Origin of the sequence: Parabacteroides faecalis, assembly GCF_022809355.1 — a bacterium.
Classification (GTDB): domain Bacteria; phylum Bacteroidota; class Bacteroidia; order Bacteroidales; family Tannerellaceae; genus Parabacteroides; species Parabacteroides faecalis.
Map to the genome: position 1 here is coordinate 26,321 of NZ_JAKZMM010000036.1, position 14,967 is coordinate 41,287.

The window sequence follows — 14,967 nt, forward strand, 5'->3', positions numbered from 1 at the left end:
TTGTTTTACTTTTTAAAATTCTTGTTTACGAAAAATAATGAAATCAGAAAATTGAAAACAAGCACGCCACCACAACAAGCTACGAAGAAAGCCAACCAAGGCTTCTCACCTTTCAAGACAAAGTAGGCTATGGAAAAACCAACAGCCGTCAGAATAATAAGCCCGATGAGGACACGTGTTAATGTTTTCTTATTCATTACGAGGATCGATATATTTTACTGCATCTTTGAAGCGGCCGTATGAACCTTTTGCTTTTTCCAAAGCTTCATTGGCATCCATGCCTTTCTTAACCATATCCATGAACTTGCCCAGGTGTACGAATTCGTAACCGATTACTTCGTCGTTAGCATCCAAAGCCATGCGAGTACAATAACCTTCTGCCATTTCCAAGTAACGAGTTCCTTTAGCCAATGTTCCGAACATTGTACCTACCTGGCTACGCAAACCTTTACCCAGGTCTTCCAAACCTGCGCCGATAGGCAGACCACCTTCTGAGAAAGCAGACTGTGTACGACCGTAAACGATCTGCAAGAACAATTCGCGCATTGCTGTATTGATTGCATCACAAACCAAGTCTGTATTCAAAGCTTCCAACAATGTCTTACCCGGCAGAATTTCTGATGCCATAGCAGCAGAGTGAGTCATACCTGAGCAACCGATTGTTTCAACCAAAGCTTCCTGAATGATTCCTTCCTTAATGTTCAGAGTCAGTTTACATGCACCCTGCTTTGGAGCACACCAACCGATACCGTGAGTCAAACCTGAGATGTCTGAGATCTGAGTTGCTCTAACCCATTTTCCTTCTTCTGGAATCGGAGCGCAAGGGTGATTAGCGCCCTTCTTAACAACACACATGTGTTGAACTTCATGTGAATAAATCATAATCGCTAATTTATTATATTAATGATAATAAAAACTTTATATCGCTCTTCTTTTGTAAAACCATGCAAATATAAGAGTTTTTCTTTTTTCATGCAATAGCGTACAAAAGTTTGCAGAATAGAATAAAGATTCTTTACATACACTTTTTTAGGGAAGCTCTTCATTTTAAATATTTCACCCGCCGTATATTCTTTAGTTCACGTCGAGAATTACTTAGTTCACGCCGTGGTTTAAGTAGTTCTCGACGTGGATTACTTAGTTCACGCCGTGAACTAAAGAATTTGTAACCGGATTTATATCTTTCTCCGGTTACCTCCGACAAAATGAATAGCGATTTTTGCAAAAATATCCGGCGGAATCCTTCGGCTTAGTAAAGTTTTTTGTAGGTTTGTCTCCGCAAAAAAAATAAAGAAACGACACATGAAGAATCATAAGATATTAAAACCAATCATGTTTGTAGGGACTTGTTCGGATGCCGGTAAAAGCGTAATCAATGCGGCCTTTTGCCGAATCTTCAAACAAGATGGTTATTCTCCTGCACCTTTCAAGGCTCAGAACATGTCACTTAACTCGTTTTCCACACCCGAAGGAGGCGAAATGGGACGGGCTCAAGTCGTACAAGCCGAGGCTTGCGGCATTGCGCCTCACACGGATATGAATCCGGTATTGCTCAAACCAACCAGTGATAAAGGTTCGCAGGTAATTTTGAACGGACGCCCTATCGGGAATATGTCGGCTCATGATTACTTTGGGATGAAACTCCAGAAAGAAGATTTGTTCAAAGAAGCGCAGGCGGCCTTCGACCGGCTTAAAAGCCAATACAATCCGATTGTGCTGGAAGGTGCCGGAAGTATCTCCGAAATCAATTTGCGCGATCGGGATATTACCAATATGCGGATGGCTATATACGCCCAAGCCGATACGTATCTGGTTGCCGATATTGACCGGGGCGGCGTGTTTGGCTCGGTTTATGGAACCATTGCTTTGCTGAAACCCGAAGAGCGAAAGTTGGTCAAAGGTATTATCATCAATAAATTCAGGGGAGATATCTCGCTGTTCGAGGAAGGACGGAAGATTATTGAGAAGCTGACGGGTATTCCTGTTGTAGGTATTATTCCTTATTTCCGGAATATCAAGATCGAAGAAGAGGATTCTGTTGCGCTCGAAATGAAAACAAATACCTATCAGGACGGGAAAATCAACGTAGCAATCATTCTGCTTAAACGGATGTCTAACTTCACCGACTTTGACGTTCTGGAAATGGACAGCCGCTTCAATGCCTACTATACTAATAATGTAGAAGAAATAGAAAAAGCAGATATAATCCTGCTTCCCGGCACCAAAAACACATTGGCCGACTTGCAAAGTATCCGGGCCAACGGTACAGCCGAAGCCATTGTCAGAGCTTACAAAAACGGGAAAAAGGTGATTGGCATCTGCGGAGGATATCAAATGATGGGTGTACGCCTGGAAGATCCGGAAGGAATGGAAGGAAGCTTAAAGGCTGTCCCGGGATTGGGTTTATTACCTCAAATCACCACGATCGAACAAGAGAAGGTAACCAAGCAAAGCCATTTTGCCTTCTTGCAAGAGATGAAAGGAAAACAACCGGTCTTGTCGTGCAAAGGATACGAAATCCACATGGGAAAAACAGAAACGATGGGCGATGCTCAACCACGACCTGTTGCATTGTTGGAAGACGGTCGCCTGGATGGGTATTATCTGAACGATCGTTGTTGGGGAAGTTACCTGCATGGTATCTTAGACAATCCGGAAGTATTAGATAGTCTGGCAGCAGGTTTTGATACAGCCCAAGGAACTGCTCATTTTGATTATGCAGCATTCAAGGAAGAACAATATGATAAACTAGCTGATTGGGTACGCCAACACTCGGATCTGGATTACATCTACCGTACGGCAGCCGTCAGCGAATCCGATTGACAGGATAGACTTTCTCGAGCGACACGCATACGTGAGCGCCCAGCTGTGCCAGATAAAGCAACAAGTATTTCTTACGGATACGCCGGATTTTCCCGGAGACATGCTTCATCACCCCACAAACAATTTCAGCCTCTTCACCTTCCATCAGAGGGTGATTGGCTGCTTCTTCCAAGAAAGTACGAATAGAATCCAGTTCCTTTTCACGGACAACAGCCGGCTTACCATTATAATATACAATACGGGAAACGCCGGGAATGCGTAATAACTTATACAGATCTGTTTCGGCGCATTTCACAAATATATAAGAAGGGAATAAAGGAATATCCACAATTTTTACCCGATCCGACCATACCCGAGGCGATTTATGTAACGGAAGCCAGCAAATCACACCCATCCCCTGGATACGGCTTTCCACTTGTTTCTCGGCTCGTGGAGCAGTATATAGAACATACCATTTCTGATTATCTACTTCTGTCTGTTGCATTGCTTTCTGTTTTTCTTTCTTCCCAGCCACAAAGGTAACACTCCGATTCAAAATAACCGGTTTTCGACCCCGGAAAAACGTCTCAATTCCGAAAAGAAAAGAGAAATTCACGATTTTATGACAAATACACATCAAAGTAGAATTATTTTTTGTAACATTGCAACGTAATAAACACTTTTTACTATTACCATGAACAGACGAAACTTTATACAGAAGACAGCTTTATCGGCTGTAGGTCTAGGTTTAGGACCGATCATCAGTTCTTCCTACTCATCTATATACGGAGCTACTGCTCCCAGTAACAAGGTAAAAGTAGCCCTTATCGGTTGCAGAAGCATGGGATTTGCAGACTTAAATACATTTCTCCAATATCCGGAAGTGGAATGTGTCGCCCTGTGTGATGTAGATGATGAATGGCTGCAGAAGAGAGCCGGTGACGTAGAGAAGAAAACAGGGAAGAAAGTCCCTAACCTCTATAAAGACTGGCGTAAAGTCATTGACAACAAAGATGTGGATCTGGTCATCATCGGTACGCCCGATCATTGGCATTGTCTCCCGACAATCGAGGCTTGCCAAGCAGGAAAGGATGTTTATGTCGAAAAGCCGCTTTCGAATACCATCGAAGAATGTGATCTGATGGTAAAGGCAGCCCGTAAATATAATCGCATTGTACAAGTCGGTCAGTGGCAACGTAGCGATCCGCACTGGGATGAAGCCGCCAATTTCCTGAAGAAAGGAGGAATAGGTCGTATCAGAACCGTTAAAGTATGGGCTTACCAAGACGGGAAACCAACTTTACCGGTAAAACCGGATTGTCCGCCTCCTGCCGGAGTCGATTATGATATGTGGTTAGGTCCGGCACCCAAGCGTCCGTTCAATCCGTATCGTTTCCATTATAACTTCCGCTTTTTCTGGGATTACGCCGGCGGATTGATGTCCGATTGGGGCGTGCATTTACTGGACTATGCTTTGGAAGGTATGCATGCAGACCTGCCCAGTCATGTATATGGCAGTGGAGGGAAATTCGCTTATCCGAATGATGCAATGGAAACGCCCGATACCCTGATGGCAACTTATACCTATAAAGATTTCAATATCATTTGGGATCATGCCTGCGGCATTAACCATGGCTTATACGACCGCCGTGAAGGACTGGCTTTCTTTGGCGAGAACGGAACATTAGTTCTTGACCGCGCCGGTTGGGAAGTAATCTCGGTTGTAGCCAATAAAGAAGCCCGCATGGAAGCCATTCCATTCAAGAAAGGTGAAGGGAAAGGTTTGTATAACCATGTAGGTAATATGTTGTCCTGCATCAAAAGCAGGGAATTACCCAACGCTGATATCGCAATCGGTGCCCGCGTAGCCAAGATGGCTCACTTGGCCAACATCTCTTGCCGGCTTGGCAGAGAAGTTAGATGGGATGATGAGAAACATCTCTTCATCAATGACGAAGAAGCTACTGCCCTATCGAAGGCTTATTACAGAGCTCCTTGGAAATTACCTGAATTGTAAAACAAAAATAATCGCATATATGGAATACTGGCAAAAAGACATCGAAACGATGGGACGCGATCAGTTGCAGGAACTTCAACTGACGCGTCTGAAAGAGACCGTAAAACATGCGGCCAACTCTCCTTTCTACAAGGAAGTATTTGAGAAGAACGGAATCACACCCGATTCTATCCAGACACTGGATGATTTACGGAAGATTCCATTTACTACCAAAAATGATTTACGCAGCCATTATCCGTTTGGAATGGCAGCCATACCTATTCAGAAGTGTGTTCGTATCCATTCTTCAAGTGGTACGACCGGAAACCCGACAGTAGTACTTCACTCTGCCAAGGATTTGGATCAATGGGCAAACCAGGTAGCTCGCTGTATGTATATGGTCGGACTACGGGATACTGATGTTTTCCAGAACACATCCGGTTATGGTATGTTTACAGGAGGATTGGGATTCCAGTACGGAGCTGAACGTTTAGGAGCCTTGACCGTTCCGGCTGCAGCAGGAAATACCAAACGGCAGATCAAGTTCATTACCGACTTTGGTACGACTTGCCTTCATATCATTCCCAGTTACGCTACCCGTCTGGCAGAAGTGATGTACGAGATGGGAATTGATCCACGCCGCGACACCAAACTGCATACCGTATGTATCGGAGCCGAACCGCACTCGGAAGAACAACGGAAACGTATCGAGCAATTGCTGGGTGTAAAGGCTTACAACTGTTTCGGTATGTCGGAAATGAACGGTCCGGGAGTAGCATTCGAATGTCCGGAACAAAACGGTCTTCACATTTGGGAAGATTATGTTATTCCTGAAATCATTAATCCGCAGACCTTGGAACCCGTTCCGGAAGGTGAGATCGGCGAATTGGTTTTAACTACGATTAATCGGGAAGCCATGCCATTGCTCCGCTATCGGACACGAGACCTGACCCGATTCATTCCGGGTGAATGTCCATGCGGTAGAACACATCGCCGTCTGGCCCGCTTCGTCGGTAGAAGTGATGATATGATCATTCTGAAGGGTGTCAATATCTTCCCGATCCAGATTGAGAAGATCTTGATGAACTTCAAAGAACTGGGAAGTAATTATCTGATTACAATCGAGACAGTAGGTTATAACGACGAGATGCTGATCGAAGTAGAATTGAGCGACCTGTTCACGGATGATTACAGTGCATTGCAGCGCTTGGCTAAGGAAGTAACCCGTCAGTTAAAAGATGAATTATTGTTGACACCACGCGTTAAGCTTGTAGGAAAAGGCTCATTACCTTCTGCCGAAGGTGGAAAAGCTGTCCGCGTAAAAGATTTAAGAAAGCTATGTTAAATTGTTCATTCGTATCAATCCTAAATACTATCCGTTATGACAGTCAATCAAATATCAATTTTCTTGGAAAACAAGTACGGCAAGTTGTCTGAAATACTGATGTTACTCGCCGAAGCCAAGATCCGGATCATTGCAGCTACTGTAGCTGATACCTCCGAATATGGTATTCTTCGTATCATCGTAAATGATCCGCAGCGGGCATTCAAGATTCTAAAGGAGAATAACGTCAGTGCCAATCTGACGGACGTACTGGCCATTGTCACTCACTCTGAAGCTGCCGGATTTGCCCAAACGCTTCAGGCATTTACAAAAGCAGGACTGAGCATTGAATATATGTACTGCTTCTCTATCAAAGACAAATCCATTCTGATCCTGCGAACCAACAACCGCGAGGCAGCGCGCGAAGTAATCCGCCGGCAGAATATGGAATATCTTAGTGAAAGTGATCTATTGAAGATGGATTAATACCAACAAAAAAGGGAGCTAAAAGCTCCCTTTTTTATCTTTATAACAAATACTCAATGATTAGAAACAATAAGCGGCACGCAAAGCGATAAACGCCTGATCCAAATCCTTGATGATATTGTATTTTGCTTCCAGTCCTAATGAAAATTCAGGAGTTGCATAGACTTCTCCACCCAAACCGATATTTGCACCGAAACGGGTAACGCCATCATGATGACCATCCCAATCCCAGAACGACATGCTGACACCAGCCAACGGATAGAATCCGAACATACTACTCAGTTTAAACACATAGTGAGCATTCACGTCAATCATCCAGGCACTCACGCCATGGTTCTTTACCAGATAGGTCAACCCCGGATTCAATCGTACTTCGTCAGTCAGACAATACCGGTAATCCAATCCTAAGGTGGCTTGTTCGCTATCGAATGCATACCCTAAATTAAAGCCGAATGAAGAACGGCCCTTATCCGCCTGAGCAAATACGGTTAAACTCAGGCAAATCATACTTAATACAAGAAATAACTTTTTCATATCGCAGTTATTTTAATGAATAATAGGCCCTAATATACGACTTTTATTTCACTTTCAAGCGTTCGCCGGCTGATTTTACGATAGCACGATAAAAATCTTCGCTGTATCCCGGTGAATCGGGTGCTGCACCCAAACCATAACCATTGTCGAGGAACTTACCGTCTTTCTCTTTACGAGCCACACCGTCTGAATATTTCACGATCAGGAATTCTCCTAATTTCTTCCAGCGGTCAACGGATTCATCGGCTGTTGTAGTGCTGTACCAGGTCAGGAACTTCGCCGCTTCTTTCGGATCTTTCTGATAGAGTTCGGAAGCAGCCTTGTCGATGGCGGGTTGCATGTCCAGATAACCGTTTTCCAACTCAGACTGTACTTTGCGAAGGTCTCCAATCATCTGGTTATAGCGTCCGTATACCATATTAGCCACCCAGTTACGAATCCAGAAAGCAGATGTCCATGAGAATTGCATCATGCTGCCATTTCCCTGGCGATAACATTCGGGCACGTCGGTTGATGAACAATAGATCGGTGTGAAAACAGTCGTATTGGCATCATCGACAGCAAACCACAGTACACCACCAATGGCATCAGGAAGCCAACTACGCAATTGCGGAACGATGACGAATCCACTCTGCTGTGTTGAAATCGGACGTTCGTTTGTATAAGTTTCGCCATCTACTTTATAGGTAAGCGGACGGAAACGGTACGGTGCCTTGTACGGACCAGCTCCGGGATCATTCGTCATGTCGAGTTCGGTACCTTCGTAGTGATCGCGCATCATATCACGCACATCGGCAACCGACAACTTCCGGTCGGGCTTGATATAAAGTGGCATTGGTTCAGCGTTCACATCACCTTTGGCAAAACCGAGGTACTTGCCCATATCCTTGTTATACTTGTTGAAGAAAGACCACACACGGGCTTCGCAGATACGAAGAGCACTGAAATCATACGGACAATAAGCTTTTGCAAAGCTGAAATCCTCATCCTTTCCGCTGAAGTATCCTTTCTCGCGGGCAAACGATACTACATCGGGCGAATACATACAGTTCTCTTTGTCGTCGAACGGTATTTGCTGGATGCGCGACTGGTTCGCGTGGGCTGCGATACAGTCATCAGGGATACGAATGGCAACCCATACAGCGCCTTTATTTCCTGTACCTTTTCCTACCATCTCCATGATCCAAGCTTCATTTTTATCAGCAATCGAGAATGACTCGCCACCGCTATAGTAACCATACTTAGCGACCAGATCGGTCATCACCTGGATAGCTTCGCGTGCAGACTTCGAACGCTGCAGGGCTACATAGATCAGGCTTCCATAATCCATGATACCGGTCGTATCAACCAGTTCAGGCCGTCCGCCAAAGGTACTTTCCGTGATTGCCACCTGGTGTTCATTCATATTCCCCACAACCGAGTAAGTCTGACGCACCTGCGGGATCTGTCCCAATGGTTTTCCCGTATCCCATTCAGTGATGTCGAGCATAGCTCCTTCGGGCCAGACAGCAGCCGGCCAGTGATACAACTCTCCGTAAAGGGTGTAAGAGTCGGCAGCATAACTGATCATCACCGAGCCATCGACAGAAGCCTTTTTCCCCACCAGGAGACCCGTACATGCCATCACTTCAGCGGTCGAAGCCAGACCGAAGCAGGCAGCTAATGTAATCCAAAACTTTTTCATATATTCTTGTTTTATGTATTTCTTTTTCCACACAAAAGTAGATCATTCTTTGTTTTCTTGCAAATCGGCAACAACCAGTACCGAAGGCATTGTATAAACGGCCGGTGTATTCAGAGGTCTTGGGCTCGTCGTACACTGGCTCACCACACGCAGATTATATTCTCCCTTCGGCAGATCCCGAGGTATCAAGGCGATAATATTCCGACGCGTACAACGGACAAACGACTCGGGTGGAATGTGCAAAACCACCTCCTCGGTTCCTGCCCGAAGCAGATAAAGGCCCCGCTCAGGAGAAGTTCCGTTCATCAACAGCATAGAACCGGTCAATGAAATGCTCAGCCCACGCGTAATCCGCTCATTGATCGTTCGGCTACCCGCATCTTCCACCGTGTAGATGGCCAACCGTGAAGCTGCTGCATCTGTTTCATGCAAAAGTGGGTCGGCCAACGCTTTCTTTAAACGCGGACTTAATGAGAAGCGAACTGTAGCCTCGTTCTTACGCCGGGCCTCGGGTTGGAGGCGATTGGTATCCCACAAGCCCGTCACACTGGGAGTCAGTATCCCTAACGGCAGATGAACCGACGAGCCGTCCAACAGGCAGTCTTCCATCTCATTAAACAAAGCGGTAGCTGCATGACGAAGTGTTTCGGCATTCAATCCGCACGCCTGGTCTTTCGCCAAACGCTCAATGATATCGTCGAGTGTATATGCACCCTTCAATACGACTTGCGGGAACAAACAACCCTCTGAAGGCTTTAAGTTTGACCGTACCAGTCTGATTTTCCATTCAGCTCTTTTCTTTCTCATCTGTACAGCTTATTATTAGTTAATATCTTTACAAAGATAGAGAATTATTCCAGAAAGAATATATTTTTATTCTTAGAAAGATAAATAAATATTCCAAGAAGAATATTTTATTATTCCAAGAAAAATAACAACTACTACACGGATAGGATGAAAGGTCGTGATAACTCCATTGACTGCCAGAAAGAAAATTATTACCTTTGCAACATGAAAACGTATAGACCTGAGGCATGGTTGCCTACAACAAAAAAAGAGGTAGAAGCGCGTGGCTGGGACTACCTGGATGTGATCCTGTTCAGCGGAGACGCGTATGTGGATCATCCGTCGTTTGGTGCCGCCGTCATCGGACGGACACTGGAAGCAATGGGACTACGGGTGGCGATCGTCCCGCAACCCGATTGGCGGGGTGATTTCCGCGACTTCAAGAAGCTGGGAGCACCCCGTCTGTTCTTCGGCGTTTCGGCCGGAGCGATGGATTCGATGATCAATCACTACACCGCCAACAAGCGGTTGCGTAGCGATGATGCTTACACGCCAGACCGCCGTGCCGGTATGCGGCCCGATTACCCCAGCATTGTTTATACCAAGATACTGAAGGAACTCTACCCCGACGTACCAGTCGTATTAGGCGGTATCGAAGCCTCCATGCGCCGCCTGACGCACTACGATTACTGGCAAGACCAGTTGCGGCCGGGTATCCTCATCGACAGTCCGGCAGACTTGCTGATCTATGGCATGGGAGAAAAACCGATACAGGAGCTGGTACGCCGTCTGCAGACTGGAACACCCTTTCACGAGATTCATGACATTCCACAGACTGTCTATCTCTCTGCCAAGGTTCAACCAGAAGCAGATGATATCCTTCTCTTTTCCCACGAAGAATGTCTGAAAGACAAACTCAAGCAGGCCAAAAACTTCCGTCATATTGAAGAAGAATCGAATAAGCAGCATGCTCAGCGCATCCTGCAGCGATGTGGCAGGCAGACCCTTGTCGTCAATCCTCCCTTCCCTCCCATGACAGAAGCCGAGATAGACGCCAGCTTCGACCTGCCCTATACCCGCCTGCCCCATCCGAAGTACAAGGGCAAAGTGATCCCAGCCTTCGAGATGATCAAGTTTTCGGTCAATATCCATCGCGGATGCTTTGGCGGTTGTGCCTTTTGTACCATCTCCGCCCATCAGGGGAAGTTCATCGCCTCCCGAAGTAAAGAATCCATCCTGAAAGAAGTCAAGGCGATCACCGAGATGCCGGACTTCAAAGGCTATTTGAGTGATTTGGGCGGACCCTCGGCCAATATGTACCGCATGAAAGGACTGAATCCGGAGATCTGCGCCAAATGCAAGAAGCCGTCGTGTATCTCGCCCGTAGTCTGTAAGAACCTGAATGCAGATCATACCCCACTTCTGGAACTATATAAAGAAGTAGATAAGATTCCGGGAATCAAGAAATCTTTCATCGGAAGCGGAGTGCGCTACGACCTGCTCCTCCATCGTTATGATAATGAAGCCCTCAACCAGTCGGCACATAAGTATGTAGAGGAGTTGATAGCCCGTCACGTTTCGGGTCGCTTGAAAGTCGCCCCCGAACATACACAAGACGAGGTATTGAAACAGATGCGTAAGCCCTCGTTCAAACTCTTCGAACAATTCAAGAAGATCTTCGACCGGGTGAACAAGCAGCAGGGACTGAACCAGCAACTCATCCCATACTTCATTTCCAGTCATCCGGGCTGTACCGAACTCGATATGGCAGAGTTGGCTGTTATCACGAAAGGTCTCCACTTCCAGTTGGAACAGGTACAGGACTTCACTCCTACACCCATGACTCTGGCTACCGAGATGTATTACACAGGCTACCATCCTTATACCCTGGAGAAAGTCTATACGGCACGGACTAAAGAGCAGAAGTTAGCTCAGCGTCAATTTTTCTTCTGGTACAAACCGGAATACCGGCAACAGATCATGAAGGAATTACAGAAGATGAAACGGCGAGACCTGATCGATAAGCTCTTCAGAAGGAATAAATAAAAGACATTTGAAAACGAGTCAACAACAATAAAAACAGACAATATATGGAAATCAAAGCAAGATTCGACCATTTCAACATCAATGTATTGGACTTACAGCGTAGTATCGCTTTTTATGAGAAAGCATTAGGTCTGAAAGAACACCATCGTAAAGAAGCTTCGGATGGTTCCTTTATCTTAGTCTATCTGGCAGACGACCAAGGGAACTTCCTTCTGGAACTGACTTGGCTACGAGACCGGCAGGAAGCCTATGAATTAGGTGATAACGAAAGCCACTTATGTTTCCGAGTAGCTGGAGATTACGATGCTGTCCGTGCTTATCATAAAGAGATGGGATGTGTATGCTTCGAGAATGAAGCCATGGGGCTTTACTTCATCAACGACCCAGATGACTATTGGATTGAAGTTCTCCCGATGAAATAAAGAATCATACAAAAACTAAAAAGTCCGTTGGAACGAACAACCAACGGACTTTTTTTATTCCTATTCTACTTCATCCGGCCAAGGCACTGCTTTCCCCGTCGCTTTGAAAGCCGGACGCTGTGCATCAACCGACCGCAGATACTTACCCAAATCAGCCGACAAACGTTTTACTATATCCGGATGCGAAGCCGCCACATCATGCTTCTCGCTGATATCTTCCGGAATGTTATACAGTTCTTTCTTTCCTGTCTCATAGAAATAAATTAATTTCCAATCTCCTTGACGAATAGTACAAGTGGCCGCGATGCCTGGTCCATGTTCACCAGCCCAAATATTCGGGAAATTCCAATACAAGCTACGTCCTTCCGAAGGATCACCCGTTTGCTTCAACAACGGCACGAAACTGACACCATCAATCGGCTGCGGTGTCTGATAGTCTGTAATACCTGCCATCTCGAGAATCGTCGGGTAATAATCTTCAATCATCAGGTACTTATCGCATCGAGTTCCTGGCTTCACCACCTTCGGCCAAGCCACAATCATCGGTTCACGAATTCCTCCTTCATAAGCAGAACCTTTCCCCGCTGTCAACGGATAGTTTTGGGTAAACAAAGGCTCATCCCGCCAACCAGATCCACTGGCATAGCCACCATTATCACCCATAAACAGAATGATCGTGTTATCAGCCTCGCCATTCTTCTCTAACCAATCCATGATGTCACCCAGGCTTTTGTCCATTCCTTCAATCAAAGAAGCATAAGCCGCTTCTTTATCCGACAACCCTTTTTGCTTGTACTTTTCATAGTACCGCATATCCTTGTCAATCGGGATATGGATTGCATAATGCGACATATACAAATAGAACGGCTGATTATAAGCCTTCGCTTTATCAAGGGCCTTCAACGCCTCTTGAGTCAAGGCTTCCGTAGCGAAAGTACCCGTCTGCCAATAATGCTCCAGTCCCGGTATTGCCATCAATGAAGTAGGATTTCCTTTCTCATCATGACCATAATTCCGTTCACTCAAATAAGTAGCCAAACCACCGGCTGCATGTCCACAGATATTCGTTTCAAAACCAAAGTGACAAGGATTTTCTCCTGGTGTGTCAATAGCTCCCCAGTGCGCCTTTCCGCAATGAATCGTATGATAACCATTCTCCCTCAACAACTCAACGAAAGAAGTCCCGACAAAAGTATGTTCTGTCCCTGACACCTGCGCAATCCCATTAATATTCCATACGGGAAGATTCAATACCTCTGTTTCTCCATCCGTACTCTTGTCCTTCTCCAAAGTCCAGTTAGTGACCCGATGCCGGGCAGCGTTACAACCTGTCATCAAACTACACCGAGTAGGCGAACTAATGCTACAAGCATAAGCCTGCGTAAACATCATCCCCTGTCGGGCCAGCCGCTCCATATTCGGAGTTTCATACCGCTCGTTGTACATTGTCTTCTGATTCCAAAACGGAAGCGACGTATCCTGCCATCCCATGTCATCCACCAAGAAAAGAATGATGTTCGGTTTCTTTTCTTGCTCTTGAGCCATTCCATTCACTATTGGCAGCATCGCCAACGAAAATAAAAGAGTCTTCTTCATCGTCATTTATCTTTTGCATTAACTAGTGGACAAAAATACGGAATTATTTTTATCTGCCGGCCAACATTCTTCCCCTGAGAAGAAATTTCTTGCACGTATGAATAAAACCCCGTATCTTTGCAGTCGAGTGCTTGATAAACCTCGTTAAAAACAAGAATATATGCAAAGAACAACAGTTAGTGTGCCCTTCATGTTATTGGGCATTCTTTTTAATGTCTGCCTAGTTGCAGCCAATCTTTTAGAGACAAAAGTAATTCAATTCGCAGGAGTTACAGCGACTGCCGGTCTGATTGTCTTTCCCGTATCTTATATTATCAACGATTGTATTGCAGAAGTCTGGGGATTTAAGAAAGCCCGCTTAATTATTTGGAGTGGCTTTGCTTCCAATTTTTTGGTTATTGCTTTCGCTCAAATTGCAACAGCTTTACCTGCAGCTCCGTATTGGAATGGCGAAGAAGCCTTCAATTTCGTATTTGGTTTAGCTCCTCGTATTGCGATAGCCAGTTTACTTGCCTTTTTGGTAGGTTCTTTTCTTAATGCCTACGTAATGAGTAAAATGAAATTGGCATCTCAAGGGAAAAACTTCTCCTTACGAGCTGTTCTTTCTACCTTAGTGGGCGAAAGTGCAGATTCATTAATTTTCTTTCCCATCGCATTTGGTGGATTAATACCTGGGAATGAGTTATTGATCATGATTATGACTCAAGCCGTACTAAAATCTTTATACGAAGTTATCATTCTTCCTATTACTATCTGTATCGTCCGTTACATTAAGAAAGTAGATGGTAGCGATGTATTTGATGAACATATTTCTTATAATGTATTAAGAGTAAATGATCTTTAAGAGAAATCGTCAAGTTTCCTCTTTTTGAGCAATCGAGAAATCTCCTTGACAAACAAACGATTCATCAATTATTTATCAAGCATCAATAAAAAAGTAGAACAAATATTTGCTTATTCAAATAAAATGCGTACCTTTGCAACGCATTTGACAAGGATGGTCAGGTAGCTCAGCTGGATAGAGCAACAGCCTTCTAAGCTGTGGGTCCTGGGTTCGAATCCCAGCCCGATCACTCAAATATAGACGTGAATAACTGAAACAAAGTTATTCACGTTTTTTCTTTTATCTACTTACACAACAATTGCACAACACACAGAGGATCAACGTAAAAATATGAGGGGATCAACGTAAAAATATGAGGGATTAGAAATTTAAGCATAAATATTGCAAAGTCTAAAGAGAAAGAAAGCTTTGTCTTTCACCCCTCTGAACTGAGAACGAAAGTTCTTT

General features: G+C 44.9%; 14 protein-coding genes and 1 tRNA gene. 8 read left to right on the forward strand and 7 right to left on the reverse strand.

The genetic code is table 11. From position 1 onward, the window contains the following. Positions 1–5: 5 nt before the first annotated feature. Together MUN53_RS13165 and MUN53_RS13170 are read right to left on the reverse strand one after the other, a co-directional pair. A complete protein-coding gene (locus MUN53_RS13165) occupies positions 6–197 on the reverse strand; it encodes a hypothetical protein (protein ID WP_243325939.1) in 192 nt (63 codons plus the stop codon). Next, positions 190–882 (reverse strand): iron-sulfur cluster assembly scaffold protein, encoded by a 693-nt coding sequence (locus MUN53_RS13170; RefSeq protein WP_022454917.1) that lies wholly within the window; start codon positions 880–882, stop codon positions 190–192. The genes MUN53_RS13165 and MUN53_RS13170 overlap by 8 nt, the downstream gene beginning before the upstream one ends. Before the next feature lie 420 nt (positions 883–1,302). Here MUN53_RS13170 and MUN53_RS13175 point away from each other — a divergent pair, with 420 nt between their 5' ends. Continuing rightward, positions 1,303–2,823 (forward strand): cobyric acid synthase, encoded by a 1,521-nt coding sequence (locus MUN53_RS13175; protein ID WP_243325941.1) that lies wholly within the window; start codon positions 1,303–1,305, stop codon positions 2,821–2,823. Here the strand turns inward: MUN53_RS13175 and MUN53_RS13180 are convergent. Next, positions 2,807–3,358, reverse strand: coding sequence for a UpxY family transcription antiterminator (locus MUN53_RS13180; protein ID WP_243325943.1), 552 nt, complete (start codon positions 3,356–3,358; stop codon positions 2,807–2,809). The two genes, MUN53_RS13175 and MUN53_RS13180, sit on opposite strands and share 17 nt — an antisense overlap. Positions 3,359–3,496: 138 nt before the next feature. On the opposite strand from MUN53_RS13180, the gene MUN53_RS13185 reads away from it, so the two are divergent. Genes MUN53_RS13185 through MUN53_RS13195 form a run of 3 tightly spaced genes read left to right on the forward strand, consistent with a single transcriptional unit; the run spans position 3,497 to position 6,608 of the window. Further along, on the forward strand, positions 3,497–4,819 hold the full coding sequence (locus tag MUN53_RS13185; RefSeq protein WP_243325944.1) for a Gfo/Idh/MocA family protein: 1,323 nt from the start codon (positions 3,497–3,499) through the stop codon (positions 4,817–4,819). 19 nt (positions 4,820–4,838) lie between these two features. Then, positions 4,839–6,143, forward strand: a complete 1,305-nt coding sequence (locus MUN53_RS13190; RefSeq protein ID WP_243325945.1) for a phenylacetate--CoA ligase family protein — start codon at positions 4,839–4,841, stop codon at positions 6,141–6,143. Positions 6,144–6,179: 36 nt separating this feature from the next. Continuing rightward, a complete protein-coding gene (locus MUN53_RS13195) occupies positions 6,180–6,608 on the forward strand; it encodes an acetolactate synthase (RefSeq protein WP_243325946.1) in 429 nt (142 codons plus the stop codon). Between the two features lie 60 nt (positions 6,609–6,668). Here the strand turns inward: MUN53_RS13195 and MUN53_RS13200 are convergent, their stop codons facing one another. The 3 genes from MUN53_RS13200 to MUN53_RS13210 are packed head-to-tail and all read right to left on the reverse strand — an operon-like array spanning position 6,669 to position 9,633. Further along, the gene (locus MUN53_RS13200) at positions 6,669–7,142 is read right to left on the reverse strand and encodes an outer membrane beta-barrel protein (protein WP_243325947.1); all 474 of its coding nucleotides are present in this window, start codon (positions 7,140–7,142) and stop codon (positions 6,669–6,671) included. 43 nt (positions 7,143–7,185) lie between these two features. Continuing rightward, positions 7,186–8,826: a dipeptidase gene (locus tag MUN53_RS13205; RefSeq protein WP_243325948.1), complete on the reverse strand. Its 1,641-nt coding sequence runs from the start codon at positions 8,824–8,826 to the stop codon at positions 7,186–7,188. 42 nt (positions 8,827–8,868) lie between these two features. Further along, positions 8,869–9,633, reverse strand: a complete 765-nt coding sequence (locus tag MUN53_RS13210) for an HU family DNA-binding protein (protein ID WP_243325949.1) — start codon at positions 9,631–9,633, stop codon at positions 8,869–8,871. A gap of 204 nt (positions 9,634–9,837) precedes the next feature. Here MUN53_RS13210 and MUN53_RS13215 point away from each other — a divergent pair, with 204 nt between their 5' ends. Together MUN53_RS13215 and MUN53_RS13220 are read left to right on the forward strand one after the other, a co-directional pair. Next, positions 9,838–11,658 carry a YgiQ family radical SAM protein gene (locus MUN53_RS13215; RefSeq protein ID WP_243325950.1) on the forward strand — a complete coding sequence of 607 codons (1,821 nt, stop codon included), beginning with the start codon at positions 9,838–9,840 and terminating at the stop codon, positions 11,656–11,658. A 44-nt stretch (positions 11,659–11,702) separates the two neighbouring features. Further along, a complete protein-coding gene (locus tag MUN53_RS13220; protein WP_243325951.1) occupies positions 11,703–12,080 on the forward strand; it encodes a VOC family protein in 378 nt (125 codons plus the stop codon). 60 nt (positions 12,081–12,140) lie between these two features. On the opposite strand, the gene MUN53_RS13225 is transcribed toward MUN53_RS13220, so the two are convergent. Then, complete coding sequence (locus tag MUN53_RS13225; RefSeq protein ID WP_243325952.1) at positions 12,141–13,676, reverse strand: sulfatase; 1,536 nt, start codon at positions 13,674–13,676, stop codon at positions 12,141–12,143. A gap of 160 nt (positions 13,677–13,836) precedes the next feature. Here MUN53_RS13225 and MUN53_RS13230 point away from each other — a divergent pair, with 160 nt between their 5' ends. After that, positions 13,837–14,520 (forward strand): queuosine precursor transporter, encoded by a 684-nt coding sequence (locus MUN53_RS13230; RefSeq protein WP_243325953.1) that lies wholly within the window; start codon positions 13,837–13,839, stop codon positions 14,518–14,520. Between the two features lie 155 nt (positions 14,521–14,675). Next, a tRNA-Arg gene (locus tag MUN53_RS13235) sits at positions 14,676–14,749 on the forward strand. The last annotated feature ends 218 nt before the right edge of the window (positions 14,750–14,967 follow it).